This window comes from Bradyrhizobium sp. USDA 4501 (genome assembly GCF_054062115.1).
In genome coordinates this window covers 5312608-5328180 of sequence record NZ_JBSSEX010000001.1, presented here as the reverse complement: position 1 = coordinate 5328180, position 15573 = coordinate 5312608, and the positions used below count along the sequence as shown (strand labels likewise).

Sequence of the window (15573 nt, the reverse complement as noted above, 5' to 3'; positions counted from 1 at the left end):
CTCCTTAAAAAAGGCCGGCGCGAGCTCATCGCGCCGGCCTTTTGTTTTGTCCAAATTCGTCCGTTTGACGCGTTTTCGTCACGCGAACCGGCGTCCACTTCGCTCGAAAACGCGCTGTTACTTCTTCTTGTGCGGCGCGCGGGCCTTGGGCTCCGGCTTCAGGGCCTGCGGGTCGAAGCCGATATAGAAAATGTAATTGTCGTTGTCGGCCGGAGACGGCGCCGGATAGACGACGTCCTCGGCGACCAGGCTGAACGGCACGCTGCCGCTTTCGTCCATCTGCACCGTGGTGGTGTAGGCCTTGGTCATGATGGTCTTCTCGCCGACGCCGCCCTGCACCACGGCAACGCGCAGCGGCACCTGAATGCTCGGTGGCGCGCCCTGGGGACCGACAATGATCCGCCCCTGAATACCGATCTTGGCCGTGATCTGGCCGCTGTTCAGATTGCATTGCCGCGCCGTGCGCGTGATCGAGGCCAGGAACTTGACGTCGTTGCCGACCGCTTCCTTGCCGTTCGCGGCCACCGAATAGGTCGAGGCTCCGGAGCGGATCTGCACCGGCGGACAGGTCAGTTCGGCGTCGGCATCGTTGAGCTGCTGCGGCGCTGCGGGCGTCGCCGGCTTGTCCTGGTCGGACGAGCCGCCGCCGAACAGGCTCTTGAAGCGGTCGCTCAGCGACTGCGCAGGAGCTGCCGAAGGCAACAAAGTGGCACCGAGACCGATCGATACCGCCGCTGCGAGCGCGAACCTGATCACCCTTTCACCCATCAATGTCCTCAAATTTCCCAACCGGGTTCCCTGTTTCGCGGCCGTTATAGCAAGGCAATGGCGGCGAACCCAAGGCATCGAAGGCGGCACCGCCATCCGTAAAAAGGCTTACGGATCAGCCGCGGAAATCCTCGTGCAGCAGGCCGAACAGCAGGTGGTCCTGCCAGATCCCGTTGATGCAGAGATAGCGCCGCGCCAGGCCCTCGCGGGTGAAGCCGCACTTCTCCAGCACGCGGATCGACGAGGCATTGGAGGGAATGCAGGCCGCCTCGATGCGGTGCAGATTGAGCTCGCCGAACAGCGAGGGCAGCAGCACCCGCAGCGCCGTCGTCATGTAGCCGCGATGGGCATGCGGCAGCCCGACCCAGTAGCCGATCGTGCCGGCCTGCACGATGCCGCGCCGGACATTGGCGAGCGTGATGCCGCCGATCATCACCCCGTCCGATTCACGGAAGATGATGAACGGATAGGAGCGGTCGGCGGCGATATCCTCGGTGTAGCGGCGCAGCCTGCGGCGGAAGCCGGCGCGGGTCAGGTCGTCGGAGGGCCAGATCGGTTCCCATGGCGTGAGATAGGCGCGGCTGAATTCGCGCAATTGCGCCCATTGCGGGAAATCCGACATCTGCGGCGCGCGCAGCAAGAGCCCGTGACCGCGCGGCATCAGTGCAGCGGGTCCATTGGACGGCAAACGAAACAGGGCCATGGCCCAACACTCCCCGCCACTTCTCCCTCGCCCCGCCCTTGCGGGGAGAGGGTCGGGGTGAGGGGTCTTACCGCAGATTCGGTCTTGCGGCTCTACCCCTCACCCGAAGCCTTCGGCCATAGCTGAGGCTCCGCCTCGGCGTATGTCCGTCAACGGCCGCCGGTAGGCGGCCTATGCTCTCCCCGCAAGCGCGGGGCGAGGTAAGCAGAATTCTCAATGCAACAGCGTCTTTGCCTTCGAATTCGTCAATCCTTCCGCAAAAGCCACCGCCGTGTCCAGACCCCTGCCGCTGCCGAGCGCGACAACGGCGGGCCGGCTGCGCGCCAGCAGGGCACGGGCGGCGTTGCGGCTCGATTCGACGCTGACCGCGTCGATCCGGGCCACCAGTTCTTCCACCGTCTGCGGCCGGCCATAGGCTAGCACATGACGTGCCAATTGTTCGGCCCGCGATGAACAGCTTTCCAGCGCCATCAACAGGCCGGCCTTCATCTGCGCCTTGGCGCGGGCGACCTCGGCCTCGGTCAGGGTTTCGACCGCGTCGTTGATGACGTCGACGATGACTTCCATCATTTCCGGCGCATCGGCCGGATCGGTCCCGGTGTAGAGGCCGAAGAAGCCGGTGTCGGTGTAGGGCGCGTGGAAGGTGTAGATCGAGTAGCACAGCCCGCGCTTCTCGCGCACCTCCTGGAACAGCCGCGACGACATCCCGCCGCCGAGCGTGTTGGTGAAGACCTGCAGCGAGAACAGCGACGGGTCGGTCTGCGGCACGCCTTCGAGCGCCAGCGTCAGATGCGCCTGCTCGAGATCGCGATGCACCACCCGCGAGCCGCCTTTGCCGAACATCGCGACCTGCGGCTTCGGCGCCGGGGTGGCGTCGAAGCTCGCAAACTTCTGCGTGACGTCCTCGACGATCCGCGCGTGATCGACCGCGCCGGCGGCCGCGACCACCATGTCGGGGGCGCGGTAATGCGTCGAGAGATAGCCGCGCAGCATGTCGCGATCGAAGACCTTCAGCGTCTTGGCGGTGCCGAGCAGCGAGCGCCCCATCGGCTGCTCCGGATAGCAGAGCTCGTTGAGATGCTCGAACACGACGTCGTCGGGCGTATCCTGCGCCGCGCCGATCTCCTGCACGATGACGCTCTTCTCGCGCTCCAGCTCGTCCGGCACGAAGGACGGGTTGGCGAGGATGTCGGAGAGCACGTCGAGCGCCAGCGGCACATCCGCCTTCATCACCCGCGCATAATAGGCCGTGGTCTCGGTCGAGGTCCCGGCATTGAGGTCGCCGCCGACCGCCTCGATCTCCTCGACGATCTCGCGCGAGGAGCGCCGCGCCGTGCCCTTGAACGCCATGTGCTCGAGCAGATGCGAGATGCCGTGCTCGTTCGGCTTCTCGTCGCGCCCGCCGACGCCGGCCCAGACCCCGAGCGCCGCGGTTTCCAGATGCGGCATGGTGTCGGTGACGATTGTCAGTCCGCTCGGCAGCTTGGTGATTTCAACGCCCATCAGGCGACTCCCTGCTTGGCAGCACGGCTGACCGACAGCACGAAGCGCTCGACCTCGGCGGAATCATTCTTCATGACCGTGATGTGTTCGGATTTGCTCATCAGGCCTCCGAGCCAGACCGGCAGCTGCGGACGCACCCCGCAGGCGGCTTCCACCGCATCGGGGAATTTGGCCGCGTGCGCGGTCGACAGCACGATGTTCGGGATCCTGGAATCCGAGGTGTCGCGGTCGGCGACCGCGAGCGCCACCGCGGTGTGGGGATCGACCAGATCGCCGGCCTCGCGCCAGGCGGCGCGGATCGCGGCCGCCGTCTCGGTCTCGTCGGCGCGGCCGGCGTCGAAATCACGGCGCACGGCGGCCAGCGTCGCATCCGGCAGCACGAAACGGCCGGACTGCTTCAGCGAGGCCATCAGGCGGCGGACCTGATCGGCGTCGCGGCCGCTCGCCTCGAACAGCAGCCGCTCGAAGTTCGACGACACCTGGATGTCCATCGACGGCGACGTCGTGGCGTGCACCTCGCGGACCTCGTAGATGCCGGTCTTCAGCGTGCGCGCCAGGATGTCGTTGACGTTGGCGGCGATGCGCAAGTTCCGGATCGGCAGCCCCATCCGCTTGGCGACATAGCCGGCGAAGATGTCGCCGAAATTGCCGGTCGGCACCGTGAAATCGACGGTGCGATGCGGCGAGCCGAGCGCGACCGCCGAGGTGAAGTAATAGACCACTTGCGCGACGATGCGCGCCCAGTTGATCGAGTTGACGCCCGACAGCGCCACCTGGTCGCGGAAGCGATGGTTGTTGAACATCGCCTTCACCAGCGCCTGGCAATCGTCGAAGGTGCCTTCGATCGCGAGCGCGTGGACGTTGGCGGCGCCGGTCGTCGTCATCATGCGGCGCTGCACCTCGGAGATGCGGCCGTTCGGGAACAGGACGACGAGGTCGACATTGTCGAGATTGGCAAAAGCCTCGACCGCGGCGCCACCGGTATCGCCCGAGGTCGCGACCACGATGGTGGTGCGCTGCGCGCGCTTGGCCAGCACGTGATCCATCAGCCGCGAGATCAGCTGCATCGCGACGTCCTTGAACGCCAGCGTCGGCCCGTGGAACAGTTCGAGCAGGAACTGGTTCGGCCCGGCCTGATCGACCGGCACCACCGCGGGATGGCGGAAGGTGGCATAGGCCTCGTTGGCCATGCGGCCGAGCTCGGCGTCAGAAATCTCGCCGGCGACAAACGGACGGATGATCTCGACCGCGACCTCCCAATAGGGACGGCCGAAGAAGGTGGCGATGGTCTCGGGCGACAGTTGCGGCCAGGTCTCGGGCACGTAGAGCCCGCCGTCACGGGCAAGCCCGGTCAGCATCACATCGCAGAAGCCGAGCACCGGGGCCTCACCCCTGGTCGAAATATACCGCGTCAAACCGCCCTCCAAAGGCTTCGATCCGAAGCCTTAAGCCTTTGATATCATGGAATTATCGAGTTCGCTCCATGCGACCCGAACGGTTCACCATAGAAGATCGGACCAGCAATGGGTAGCCCGAAGCGCGCGCCTCGGGGTCGCGGGCGAGTGCGTGGCGTTGCTGAGGGAGATTGGCGGGCGCGCCGCAAACACAACCGTCGTCCCCGCGAAAGCACGCGAAAGCAGGGACGACAGCAAATGTGTGGTGCCGCTTGTGAGTCATAATCATGCGTTCTCGCGACATCCGCGCGCGAGGGGTACACGCCAATCAGCGTGGGTCGCGCCATCCACTAACCGCTCGGCGGCGCCAGCGGCTGCACGATCTCCTGGAACGGCAGCAGCGCCTCGCAGCGCGCGGCGTGGGCCTCGAGCGCCGGATAGCGCGCGTCGAACAGATGCGGATGCGCCTCGCCGGTGAAGCGTAGCGCGCAGGCCACCGCGACGTCGGCATGACCGATGCGATCGCCCAGCCAGTACGGCGTCTGCACCGCCGCGCGCTCCTGCTCTAGCACCGCGAGCACGCCCGCGATCTGCGCCTCGCAGCGCTCGACCCAGAGCTTCAACTGCTCCTTGCGCAGCACGCGCTCATAGACAAGGCTCACCGCCTTGTCGGCAAGCCCGGTCGCCAGCGCCGTGATGCGCAGATGCTTGCGCCGCTCCGGCCCCGAACGCGCGATCATCGCCTTGTCCGGCCCGACCAGTTCGTCGAGATAATCCAGGATCGCACTACTCTCGATCAGCGCCTCGCCGTCATCGAGCACCAGCGTCGGCACCCGCCGCACCGGATTGTAGGCCGCAACCATCTCCGCATCGCCGAAGGTCGACCACGGCTTGTGCTCGAACGGCAATCCATAGAGCCGCAGCGCGATCGCGGTGCGGCGGACAAAGGGCGAGTCGTACTGGCCGATCAAAAACATCTGTCATCTCGTCGGTCATGCCGCAGCAAGCCGCCTCGAAAACAGAGATTTCGAAGTGTGCGAATGCCGGGGACAAAGGTTGCACTTTGCACCATCGTAGATGGGCCGCGCCGCATTGCAACCGGATCCTGATCCGGTCCGTTAGGCGAGCTACCCAATCACCGGCACGTGCCTCGCCGCATCGCGCGGCAATTTGCCGTCGAGCCTCGGATCATCCGCCACCTCGATCTGCCGCAGGAACGGACGGAAGCCGGAGCGCTGGTAGAACGCGACGGCCGAGGGATGATCGAAGGTGCAGGTGTGCACCCAGACGCGGCTGACGTCGCGTGACCAGGCGATCTCGAGCGCGCGGTTCATCAGGAAGCGCGCGGCGCCGGTGCCGATGAATTTTGCGGTGACGCCGAAATAGAGCAGCTGGCATTCGCCGGCCACGCTGAAATCGAGTTCGAGCAGGCCCTCATCCTGGCCGTCGACGGCCAGCCCGTAGAGCTCGTTGCCGGGGGCGTGGATCCTCGAGGCGAGATCGGAATCATCGAGCCCGGTGCGGGTGAACCACAGCCACTCCTCGCCGACCCGGCGATAGATATCGCGATACCAGTCGAGCGCGGGCGGATCGACCTTGCGCAGGCGCCACGCGCCGGGCGGGTCGACGCGCAGCGGCGGACGCGCGGTCATTTCCAGATGGGTGACGACGGCAGCGATCTTGCCGTGGGGGATGTCGGAGTAACCATCGGGCAGCAGCATCGCGCGACCTCTGTTTGCAGGCTGTCGGCGGGACATAACCGCACGTCGCCGCAGATGCAATGCAACGCTGCACGCAATGCCTGGTCAGGAGAAGAGGTAACCCGCCGCATCCGCCGCTGCTCATTCGAGCGGCCAGGTCCAACGAGCGGGATAAACCAGTTTGAACGCGCTTTGAGGGAGGGCTCCCCAGGCCCTCCCGTACCCGGTTAGTTGCCGACCCACACGTTGCCGTTCGCGTCGAAATCGTTCTTCGGGTTGTAGCCGGACTCGCGAAGACTCCGCATGCGCATCGCGCGGTCGCTGACATCGCCATTGAGACTGGCGTTGGCATTGAGCACGGCAGGACTCAGTGCGGTACCCATCACGAGACGCTGGTGGGTCCGGTGTTGTGCCGTGCGTGCATCGGCGAGTGCCGCCGTGGACAGACAAACAACTGCGATCGAAACAAGAATAGTTTTCGTCATGGTCAGCTCCTGTGAAGTAACCAGCTGAGCTTTCAATCGCTTCCAGAAAATGCGTGCTCGCGCCGGATGTGAAAACCGTCACAGGCCGGCGGCGATCACGATCGGTCAGACTAACAGGCAGAAGCCAACGCTTCTTGGACGCCCGCGCACAGTGTTGCGGGAAGTCCGTGCGCAAATCGCAAACGTCAACTTGTAGTGATCCAGATGCGCCGCCGCGTTGATGGCACGAAGTGAATAGTGGCTGGCCGCCGCAGTCCGCGTCGGCATTCGCATGGATGAATCCAGGGTCGCGCTTCCGCTTTCAGGAGAAGCACGAAAAGTGAGCGCGGTGCTCGCCACACGTTTGACGTCGTCCCGGCGCAGGCCGGGACCCATTACCACAGGACTAGGTTGTTGAACGACGCTGCTGCGGCCCCAACATCGCAGGACAATTGGCATTCGTGGTTATGGGTCCGGCCTTCGCCGGGACGACGGCGGAGTTTGTGGCGCAGCCGATGAGACGCACTCGCTCCCTCATCTCGGCGTCAGCTGATCGCGTCCGCGGTTGCGGCTACAGTGTGCCGAACACTCGGTGTCGTCCGGCGAAGGCCGGGACCCATTACCACAGAGTTGGGTTGTTAAGGCACGCTGTGGCCCCAGCACCGCAAAGCAATCGGCATTGGTGGTTATGGGTCCCGGCTTTCGCCTGGCTTTCGCCGGGACGACGTTGGAGTTTGTGGCGCAGCCGGTGAGACTTACTCGCCCCTCACCTCGGCGTCAGCGTGATCGCGTCAGCGGTTGCAGCTTCCACGGCGCCGCGGCTGTAGAGCAGCGGCACGTACTGGCCCGTCGCCCATAGCGGCGCGAGGTCGCGGTAGTGGCCGCTGAAGGGATCGCCGGATTGGCCCGGCGTGTTGACGGCGCGGCTCGCATCCCAATTGCCGACATCGAGCACCATGCGGAATGAAGCGCCGGAGATCAGATGATAGTCGGTGCGGCGATAGGTGGCGGCGCGCGGCACGTTGGCGGCGCCGCCAAAGGCGAGCGGGCCGACCTGCATCTGCGCCGCGGTCGCCTTGTCGGCGAGCGGCATCAGCGCGTGATTGAATTGCGCGACATGCAGCCGGCCCCAGCGCCAGGTCGACGCATCGGGACCGAGCTTGTCGGCAACATCGGTGACCGCCTCGCCGAGGCTGTCGCGCAGCACGCGGTCGCGCTCGCCTGAGGGATCGCTGCCGAGCGCCGCGTCCGGCTTTTCGAGATAGCCGACAATGGCTGAGATGCTGGAGGCCTCCGGCGCGATCAGCTCGGCCGCCTTCGGCGCGGTGGTCTTGAGCAGCACCGGGCCGAGATGGTTTGCGATCCACACCTCATAGACCGCGGCGGCCGCGCTATCGGCTGCATCACGCGCATCCCACGCCTTGAGCAGATCGAGGCCCTTCCTGACGTTCGCATCATCCGACGTGAGCGGCTTCAGCAGCGCGACGAGGCGCCGCGCGAGCATGCCGGTGTCGTCGTTCTGCAGCGCCATCGCGTCCGCCAGCGTCACCTTGCTGTTGGCCTGCAGCACCTCGGTGATGCGCTGCCAGCGCGCGCTGTCGGCCCATTCGAATCCGACCCTGCGCTCACCCACCGGATAATCTGCCGGCAGGTTCATCTGGTTGGCGGTGGCGATGAAACCCTGCTTCGGCTGGTACAGCTTCGGCAATTCGTCGAGCGACAGAAAGCCCTGCCACTCGTAGCGGCCGTCGCCGGGCACCGGCATCAGGCCGTCGAAACTGGCTCGGCGCGGCGTCTTGCCGGCGGCGACCCAGCCGATATTGCCTGACGTGTCGGTATAGACCTGGTTCTCCGACGGCGCGCCCCAGCGCCGCATCGCGCCGAGGAAGCCGTTCCAATTCTTCGCCGTCATGTAGTCGGACGAGCCGAAATAGGCCGAGGTGCCCGGCTCGAACCAGATCGAGCGCACGGCGAACGCATGCTTCTTGTCGGCGTCGACGAAGATCACCGGGCCGTGGCGGGTGAACCTCAGCTCGAGGTCGCGGTCGGCCTCGCCCTTCACCGCTTCCTTCTCATGCACGATCCGCATGTCCTCCCAGCCGCTGCCGTAGCGGTACTGGTTCGGATTGTCGGGGTTGAGCTCGTAGACGTAGAGGTCTTCCTGATCGACGTTGAAGATGGTCAGCCCGAACGCGATGGTGTCGTTGTGGCCGATCGAGATGCCCGGCAGCGCCGGCTCGCCGGCGCCGATCACGGAGATGCCGGGCGCGTTGAGGCCGACGATGTAGCGCAGCGACGGCACCGAGTGCTCGCGATGCGGATCGTTGGCGAGGATCGGACGTCCGGTCGCGGTGCGCGATGCCGCGATCACCCAGTTGTTGGAGCCGATGGTGTCGCGCTGCTGGTCGGCCTCGGCGAGGTAGGTGTCGGGATCATGCGCCAGCGCCGCCTTCTGGTCCTTCGGCGCGGCGAACTTCACCGGCCGCGTGGCAAGATCGTAGGCGGCGAGCACCGCCTTCGGCACGCTGCAGGGATCGAGCCCGTCGGGGATCCTGGTGGTCCAGGTGGGCTCCAGCTTGACGCGGAAACGATCGGCATCGAGGCCGGCAGCGCAGGCGACCCGCGAGCGCTTCACCTCGGAGGCGACGTTGCGGGTCAGGCCATGGCTGCGGACGCGCACGACATCCTCTGCCGACCACAAATCCGGCATCGTGCCTGCGATCCTGAACTCGATCGGCAGCGCGCGCTTGCCCGCCTGGACGTCGGCGACATAGGCGTTGACGCCGGCGACGAACGCCTCCGCATAGGATTTCGCCTTCGGGCCATAGGCGGCCCATTCCGCATTCATGTCGCCGCGATAGAGGAACAGGCGCAGCGCCTTGTCCTGCTCGGCATAGGCAGGGCCGAAATCCTTCGCCAAGAGGCCGAGCCCGCGCTTGCGCCAGAGATCGATCTGCCAGAGCCGATCGCGCGCGGCGTTGAAGCCTTGCAGGAAGAACAGGTCGTGCTCGTTGCCGGCATAGATGTGCGGGATGCCCCAGACATCGACCAGGATCTGCCCCGGCGCCTTCAGCCCGGCGACGTCGGTCTTGACCTCGCGCGCCGCGACGAGCGGGCTCGGCTTCTCGCGCGCGGTGGCGGGTGCAACAAGTATTGCGGCGCAGAGTGCGGCAGTGAGTAGCTTGGCGACGCGGTTGAGATCCGTGTTCATGTTGTTCTCCGATGGTTGTTATTGATTATTGCGCACACTTGGCGAGATTGAGCGGCAGCCGTAGCGTCGCCGCTTGCTTGGTGTGGAAAGAGACCCCACCCGTAGCGCATCTGATGATGCACTACGACCTAAGAGCGAGCTTCGCTCGTCTCGACCCCGCTAGCGGGAGAGGTGCAGCGAGCTTGCCGCAGCATCAGTTCATCATTCCCCCTCGTCGCTCGCCAGCACGCCCTTCACGGCGCGGGCCCAGCCGGCGAGCTTGCGCTCGCGCGTCGCCTGGCTCATCGCCGGCCGGAAGCGGTGCTCGAGCCGCCAATTGTCGGCGAACTTGGCGGGCTCCGGATAGACGCCGGCATCGAGGCCGGCGAGATAGGCAGCCCCGAGTGCGGTGGTCTCCTGGATCATCGGGCGGTCGACCGGGGCGTTGAGCAGATCGGCGAGCCGCTGCATGGTCCAGTCCGAGGCGGTCATGCCGCCGTCGACGCGCAGCACGGTGTTGGCGGCGTTGGCCTCCGGCCAGTCGGTGCGCATCGCGGCCCACAGATCGAAGGTCTGGTAGCAGACGCTCTCCAGCGTCGCATGCGCGAGCTCGGCCGGGCCGGTGTTGCGGGTGAGCCCGAACAGCGCGCCGCGCACGCGCGGATTCCAGTACGGCGCGCCCATGCCGACGAAGGCGGGCACCAAGTAGACGCTCTGCATGGAGTCCGATTTGTCGGCAAGCGGTCCGGTCTCGGCGGCGTGCTTGATGATGCCGAGCCCGTCGCGCAGCCACTGCACCGCGCTGCCGGCGACGAAGATCGAGCCCTCGAGCGCGTAGGTGCGCTGGCCGCCGAGCTGGTAGGCGATGGTGGTGAGCAGCTTGTTCTTCGAGGCCACCGGCGTGGTGCCGGTGTTGAGCAGCGCGAAGCAGCCGGTGCCGTAGGTCGACTTCATCATGCCGGGCTCGAAGCAGGCCTGGCCGATGGTCGCGGGCCTGCTGGTCGCCGGCAATCCCGGAGATCGCGATCGGGCCGCCGAACAAGTCCGCCGTGCTCTCGCCGAACCGGGCGGAGGAATCCTTCACCTCGGGAAGCATCGAGCGCGGTACGCGCAGCAGCCTGATGAGGTCATCGTCCCAGGCGCCGGTATGGATGTTGAACAGCAGCGTGCGCGAGGCGTTGGTGGCGTCGGTGGCGTGGACTCTCCCGCCGGTGAGCCGCCACAGCAGATAGCAGTCGACGGTGCCGAACAAGAGTTCGCCGCGCTCGGCGCGCTCGCGCGCGCCCGGCACGTGATCGAGGATCCAGGCGACTTTGGTGCCGGAGAAATAGGGATCGATGATCAGACCGGTCTTGGCCGAAATCACCGACTCATGGCCCTCGGCCTTGAGTTTTGCGCAGATGTCGGCGGTGCGGCGGTCCTGCCAGACGATGGCGCGGTGCACGGCCTGTCCGGTGGCGCGGTCCCACACCACGGTGGTCTCGCGCTGGTTGGTGATGCCGATCGCGGCGATATCTTTCGCCTTGAGGCCGGCCTTCTCCAGCGCCTCACGGCACACCATCACGGTCGAGGTCCAGATGTCCTCCGGCTCGTGCTCGACCCAGCCGGAGGCGGGGAAATGCTGCGGAAACTCCTGCTGCGCGACGGCGGCGATGGAGATGTCGCCGCGAAACACCATGGCGCGCGACGATGTGGTGCCCTGATCGATGGCCAGCACGAAAGACATGAGCGTTTCCCTTAAGGCTTGGGTGCAGGCGTCAAGGGAGCGGATTACCGCGGCGAGGTCAAGATTGGAGGCGGGCGTGGCCGGATGGTCGAGGCAAGAGTCCGCGAGGGTATCAGTCCCGTCATCCTGAGGTGCGAGCGGAGCGAGCCTCGAAGGATGCACGACCCCCCAAGTCGGGCCGTCGACCCTTCGAGGGCCGCTGAAGAAGCGGCCACCTCAGGGTGACGGTGATGGAAATGAGCGCACTGCCTCAACCGTCATTGCGAGGAGCGAAGCGATGAAGCAATCCATACATCAGCGCAAGCGGACGAATGGATTGCTTCGCTTCGTTCGCAATGACGGTTGGAGCGGCCGGGCAGCCCGATCACATCGGCCGGTAGGTCCGCACATCGGCGGGGACGTTGACGCCGATCTTGATCGCGCCGACCGAGCGGATGATGTCGTCGCCGAGCAGCTGGGCGAAGCAGGCATAGCCCCAGTCGTTCATGTGCAGGCCGTCGGCGATGACGAAATCGGTGATCGGGATCGCCTGTTTCTCGTGCCAGTCGCGCATCACCTCGAAGCGCGGGAAGATGCCGACATGACGCAGGGCGGCGATGCGGCCGAGCAGCTTCACCATGCCGCGCGCGCTTTCGGGACGCTCGGTGACGCGCGGCGAATATTGCGGATCGACCAGCACGACGTCGGCGCCGGACGCCTGAAGGCGCGCCACGCCGTCCTCGACCTGCCTGGCGGTCTCGGTCGGATCGAGGTTGCGCAGCACCGCGTTGGTGCCGACCTGCCAGATCACCATGTCGGGATGGACGTCGATCACTTCGGTCTGCAGCCGCTTCATCATCTCGGGCGCGTCCTCGCCGCCCTTGCCGCGATTGAGCACGGTGATGTCGGCGGACGGATACTGCCGGCGCAACTGTCCGGCGAGCCGGTTCGGATAGGTGAATTCCGGCGCCGACGAACCATAGCCCTGGGTCGAGGACGAGCCGAATGCGATGATCACGACCGGCTTGCCGGCGGCGAGCTTGGCCGCGACATGCGGCAGCGAACCGGTGCTGTTCGGCACGCCCTTGGGCTGCTGACAGGGCACGCGGTGGAAGATGTCGCTGGCGGATTTCGCGGCCTGCTTCACCCTGTCGAGCGCCTTCGCGGCGACGCCGGGTTGCGGCGGATTGGTCGCATCGGCCGTCGCAGCGGGCTGCGTTGCATCAGGCTTTGCGGCCTCGGTCTTGCCGTCGGACGAAAGCGCTGCATGCTGGTCGGTCTGCGCGCGCGACGGTGCGACCGCGAGCAGCGTCAGCACCGCAACGGCACAGAGACCCCGCCCTGCGGAAGCGCGAAAAGGGAAGGCAAAACGCATTTACTCTGCTTCCTTAATTCTGCTGCACCGGGCCCAGATGGGCCGCATCGATCACGAATTTCGCCAGTGCGCGGCCGAGACAGGCATGAACCTTCTTGGCCAGATCGACACCATGCGAGGTGCTGAACAGGTCAAAATATCCGGCGTCGCTCCACTGCTTCATAATCGCGAACCGGTCGAACAGCGGAACGTCGTGCTGCTGCGCCACCACCTTCATGTTGTCGAGATAGGGCGGTGCAGAGATCATCGTCTCCGTACGCGGGCTGTATTGCAGATTGACCAGCACCACGTCGGTCCCGGCGTCCCGCAACGCAACAACGCCTTCGTTGATGGCGGTACGGAAATCGTCGGGATCGATTGCTCGCATAGCATCGACGGTTCCGGTCTGCCAGATAACCAAAGTAGGCTTTTTTGCTTCAACAAGCTTAACAAGAGTTCCCGCGGTCTCCTCGGCGGTGCTCTTTCCCTGTAATTCTACGGATAGATCGATCGTCGACGACGGCAACGCTTCCTTCAGCGCCGCCTGCAGCGTGGCCGGATAGGCGCTCGCCTCGTTGCCCTGGATGGTCGAGGAGCGGCTGCCGACCACCAGCACGTTGAGCGGCCGGTTGGACTTGATGGCGTCGGTGACCTTGGGCAGCGAGCTCTCGCTCGTAAGCAGATAGGCGGGCACGTCGCAGGGCGGCGGCGGGGGCGGCTCCGCGGTGTCGCCGGCGCACGCGGGCGCCGCCGCCAAACCGGCCGTCAGGCAGGCTGCGAGCAGCGTCAGGCCCAGCATCGTCCGCGCGGACTTCATGCTCCCCCTCCCGCCAGATCGGCGTTGCCGGCGGCGCCTTTTTTCGAGGCGCCTTTGTCGGCGGAGTGCTTGTACCACGAAATGATCCACGCCATGCCGCACATGATGAGGATGCCGCAGACGCTGATCAAGGCGTGCAGTGCGGCACCGCCAGATACTTCGGCAAGCACGAAGTGACCGGCGAAGGCGAGGAAGACCCCGAGGCAGAATATCTCAAGCGAATGCTGGCCACACAGGATCAAAGGTCGCAGCCAGGGCGATTTCAGGCCCGGCCAGTCCTTGGGCAGGAAGCGCACGGTGAGCGCGGCGAGCGCCAGGAAGTGCGCGAATCGCAACACGTCCAGGTCGGTCTTGTTGATCGGATACATCCATTGCTCGATCACCTTCGGCATGATGTGGCCGAGCTGCGGCACGTACCAGGTCAGGGTCACGAAGAACGCCGCGACCAGATAGACGATGCAGATCCACATCGTGATGTTCGACGACAGGATCCGCGACATCCGCCGCGCCCCGCCGAGCGCGCACCAGGCGCCGAACACGAACAGCAATTGCCAGGCGAACGGATTGAACGCCCAGAAGCCGTTCGGATAGGCCGAGAGATAAAGGTCGAACTGCCAGGTCAGCGCGTAGAGCACGACCGAGAGACCGAGCGTGACGTCGGGCTTCCATTTCATCAGCCACAGGATCAGCGGCAGGAACAGCATCAGCACGATATAGAGCGGCAGCACGTCCATGTTGACCGGACGGAAGCGCAGCAGCAGCGCCTGGACGATGGTGACGTCGGGCTGCTTGAGGAAGTCCATGATCCCCATTTCCTCGCTGTAGAGCGGGTTCTCGAACGAGGTCGCGACATAGGAGATCTCGGCGAGGAAGATCGTGAACAGGAAGACGTGCGCGACGTAGATCTGCCAGACCCGGCGCAGGATGCGCGCGGTCGCGATCACGAAGCCGCCCTCCAGCATCGCGCGGCCGTAGACGAAGGCCGCGGTGTAGCCGGAGATGAAGATGAAGATCTCGGTGGCGTCGGAGAAGCCGTAATTGCGGATCGTCAGCCAGGTCAGAAGATTGGTCGGCAGATGATCGATGAAGATCAGCCACAGCGCGAGCCCGCGGAACAGATCGAGGCGGAGCTCGCGCTCGCCGGTCGCCGGCAGCGTGATCGCGGGCGCAGCAACCTTCGCCTCGGCCTCTGCCTTTACTTCGGCCTTGACGTCAGCCACCGGCGAACCGGCTATGGGATCGGCAATCGAGCTCATCAAACACCGTGTCGGCCGCGGACGCCCCGCACGCCGTGCTGAAAAGATAATATCGGTCCGCGAGTTGCCGACAAAGCACGGAGTGCGGCGGCATGCGGCCGCGCTTTAGAGCGGAACTATGTTGAAACCGCGATGAACGGGCCGCCCCAAATCCGGCTTTCCAAGCCCGCCCTTTCGCGGCCTGGCAGGCGATTGGTTCCGGCGGTTCAATTGGCTATGATAGCGCCCTGTTTGAGCATGATCCGGTCGAAAACGGACCATGCGCCAGGACCATCGGATTGAGCCGCATGTACCGCGCCGTTACCCGCCAGATCGAAGTCACCGTCGAGCCGAACTTCATGCCGGAGCGCTCGTCGGTCGACCGGCGCGAATATTTCTGGTCGTACAAGATCGTGATCGTCAATTCGGGCCCGGATACGGTGCAGCTGCGGACGCGGCACTGGATCATCACCGACGCCACCGGCCGCCGCCAGGAGGTGCGCGGCGAGGGCGTGGTCGGCGAGCAGCCGGTGCTCGCGCCCGGCGAACGCTTCGAATACACCAGCGGCGTGCCGCTGCCGACCGCCTCCGGATTCATGACCGGCAGCTATCAGATGGTCACCGAAGCCGGCGAGCGCTTCGACATCGACGTGCCGACATTTTCGCTGGACAGCCCGAGCCCGGGCGGCAAAAGGGTGCTGAACTGACGCCTGCGTAGCCCGGATGGAGCGAAGCGCAAT

Annotated in this window: 12 protein-coding genes and 1 pseudogene; 1 reads left to right on the top strand and 12 read right to left on the bottom strand. The window is 65.5% G+C overall.

The annotated features are described in order from the left end of the window. Nucleotides 1-117: 117 nt before the first annotated feature. The 12 genes and pseudogenes from ACVWZM_RS24255 to ACVWZM_RS24200 form a co-directional block, all read right to left on the bottom strand. Nucleotides 118-768: a hypothetical protein gene (locus ACVWZM_RS24255; RefSeq protein ID WP_057019442.1), complete on the bottom strand. Its 651-nt coding sequence runs from the start codon at nucleotides 766-768 to the stop codon at nucleotides 118-120. A gap of 115 nt (nucleotides 769-883) precedes the next feature. Next, nucleotides 884-1471, bottom strand: a complete 588-nt coding sequence (locus tag ACVWZM_RS24250) for a GNAT family N-acetyltransferase (RefSeq protein WP_026191927.1) — start codon at nucleotides 1469-1471, stop codon at nucleotides 884-886. Nucleotides 1472-1684: 213 nt separating this feature from the next. After that, nucleotides 1685-2974 carry a M16 family metallopeptidase gene (locus tag ACVWZM_RS24245; RefSeq protein WP_076830951.1) on the bottom strand — a complete coding sequence of 430 codons (1290 nt, stop codon included), beginning with the start codon at nucleotides 2972-2974 and terminating at the stop codon, nucleotides 1685-1687. Next, complete coding sequence (gene thrC, locus ACVWZM_RS24240) at nucleotides 2974-4389, bottom strand: threonine synthase (RefSeq protein WP_456855146.1); 1416 nt, start codon at nucleotides 4387-4389, stop codon at nucleotides 2974-2976. The genes ACVWZM_RS24245 and thrC overlap by 1 nt, the downstream gene beginning before the upstream one ends. 329 nt (nucleotides 4390-4718) lie before the next feature. Further along, the gene (locus ACVWZM_RS24235; protein WP_456855145.1) at nucleotides 4719-5345 is read right to left on the bottom strand and encodes a glutathione S-transferase family protein; all 627 of its coding nucleotides are present in this window, start codon (nucleotides 5343-5345) and stop codon (nucleotides 4719-4721) included. A gap of 150 nt (nucleotides 5346-5495) precedes the next feature. Continuing rightward, nucleotides 5496-6089 carry a GNAT family N-acetyltransferase gene (locus ACVWZM_RS24230; protein ID WP_057019444.1) on the bottom strand — a complete coding sequence of 198 codons (594 nt, stop codon included), beginning with the start codon at nucleotides 6087-6089 and terminating at the stop codon, nucleotides 5496-5498. A gap of 206 nt (nucleotides 6090-6295) precedes the next feature. Continuing rightward, nucleotides 6296-6553, bottom strand: a complete 258-nt coding sequence (locus tag ACVWZM_RS24225) for a hypothetical protein (RefSeq protein WP_168858992.1) — start codon at nucleotides 6551-6553, stop codon at nucleotides 6296-6298. Nucleotides 6554-7298: 745 nt separating this feature from the next. Then, complete coding sequence (locus tag ACVWZM_RS24220) at nucleotides 7299-9743, bottom strand: penicillin acylase family protein (protein ID WP_456855144.1); 2445 nt, start codon at nucleotides 9741-9743, stop codon at nucleotides 7299-7301. 201 nt (nucleotides 9744-9944) lie between these two features. Then, nucleotides 9945-11448: pseudogene (gene glpK, locus ACVWZM_RS24215) on the bottom strand (glycerol kinase GlpK). A 364-nt stretch (nucleotides 11449-11812) separates the two neighbouring features. Beyond that, nucleotides 11813-12802: an SGNH/GDSL hydrolase family protein gene (locus ACVWZM_RS24210; RefSeq protein ID WP_456855143.1), complete on the bottom strand. Its 990-nt coding sequence runs from the start codon at nucleotides 12800-12802 to the stop codon at nucleotides 11813-11815. A gap of 13 nt (nucleotides 12803-12815) precedes the next feature. Next, nucleotides 12816-13598, bottom strand: a complete 783-nt coding sequence (locus ACVWZM_RS24205) for an SGNH/GDSL hydrolase family protein (protein WP_141339786.1) — start codon at nucleotides 13596-13598, stop codon at nucleotides 12816-12818. Continuing rightward, a complete protein-coding gene (locus tag ACVWZM_RS24200; protein WP_076830969.1) occupies nucleotides 13595-14854 on the bottom strand; it encodes an OpgC domain-containing protein in 1260 nt (419 codons plus the stop codon). The genes ACVWZM_RS24205 and ACVWZM_RS24200 overlap by 4 nt, the downstream gene beginning before the upstream one ends. A gap of 287 nt (nucleotides 14855-15141) precedes the next feature. Here ACVWZM_RS24200 and apaG point away from each other — a divergent pair, with 287 nt between their 5' ends. After that, nucleotides 15142-15540 carry a Co2+/Mg2+ efflux protein ApaG gene (apaG, locus tag ACVWZM_RS24195; protein WP_076830971.1) on the top strand — a complete coding sequence of 133 codons (399 nt, stop codon included), beginning with the start codon at nucleotides 15142-15144 and terminating at the stop codon, nucleotides 15538-15540. The last annotated feature ends 33 nt before the right edge of the window (nucleotides 15541-15573 follow it).

Coding starts and splice junctions, on each gene's coding strand:
- ACVWZM_RS24255 (WP_057019442.1), bottom strand. CDS start 768: ATGGGTGAAAGGGTGATCAGGTTCGCGCTCGCAGCGGCGGTATCGATC.
- ACVWZM_RS24250 (WP_026191927.1), bottom strand. CDS start 1,471: ATGGCCCTGTTTCGTTTGCCGTCCAATGGACCCGCTGCACTGATGCCG.
- ACVWZM_RS24245 (WP_076830951.1), bottom strand. CDS start 2,974: ATGGGCGTTGAAATCACCAAGCTGCCGAGCGGACTGACAATCGTCACC.
- ACVWZM_RS24235 (WP_456855145.1), bottom strand. CDS start 5,345: ATGTTTTTGATCGGCCAGTACGACTCGCCCTTTGTCCGCCGCACCGCG.
- ACVWZM_RS24230 (WP_057019444.1), bottom strand. CDS start 6,089: ATGCTGCTGCCCGATGGTTACTCCGACATCCCCCACGGCAAGATCGCT.
- ACVWZM_RS24225 (WP_168858992.1), bottom strand. CDS start 6,553: ATGACGAAAACTATTCTTGTTTCGATCGCAGTTGTTTGTCTGTCCACG.
- ACVWZM_RS24220 (WP_456855144.1), bottom strand. CDS start 9,743: ATGAACACGGATCTCAACCGCGTCGCCAAGCTACTCACTGCCGCACTC.
- ACVWZM_RS24210 (WP_456855143.1), bottom strand. CDS start 12,802: ATGCGTTTTGCCTTCCCTTTTCGCGCTTCCGCAGGGCGGGGTCTCTGT.
- ACVWZM_RS24205 (WP_141339786.1), bottom strand. CDS start 13,598: ATGAAGTCCGCGCGGACGATGCTGGGCCTGACGCTGCTCGCAGCCTGC.
- ACVWZM_RS24200 (WP_076830969.1), bottom strand. CDS start 14,854: ATGAGCTCGATTGCCGATCCCATAGCCGGTTCGCCGGTGGCTGACGTC.
- apaG (WP_076830971.1), top strand. CDS start 15,142: ATGTACCGCGCCGTTACCCGCCAGATCGAAGTCACCGTCGAGCCGAAC.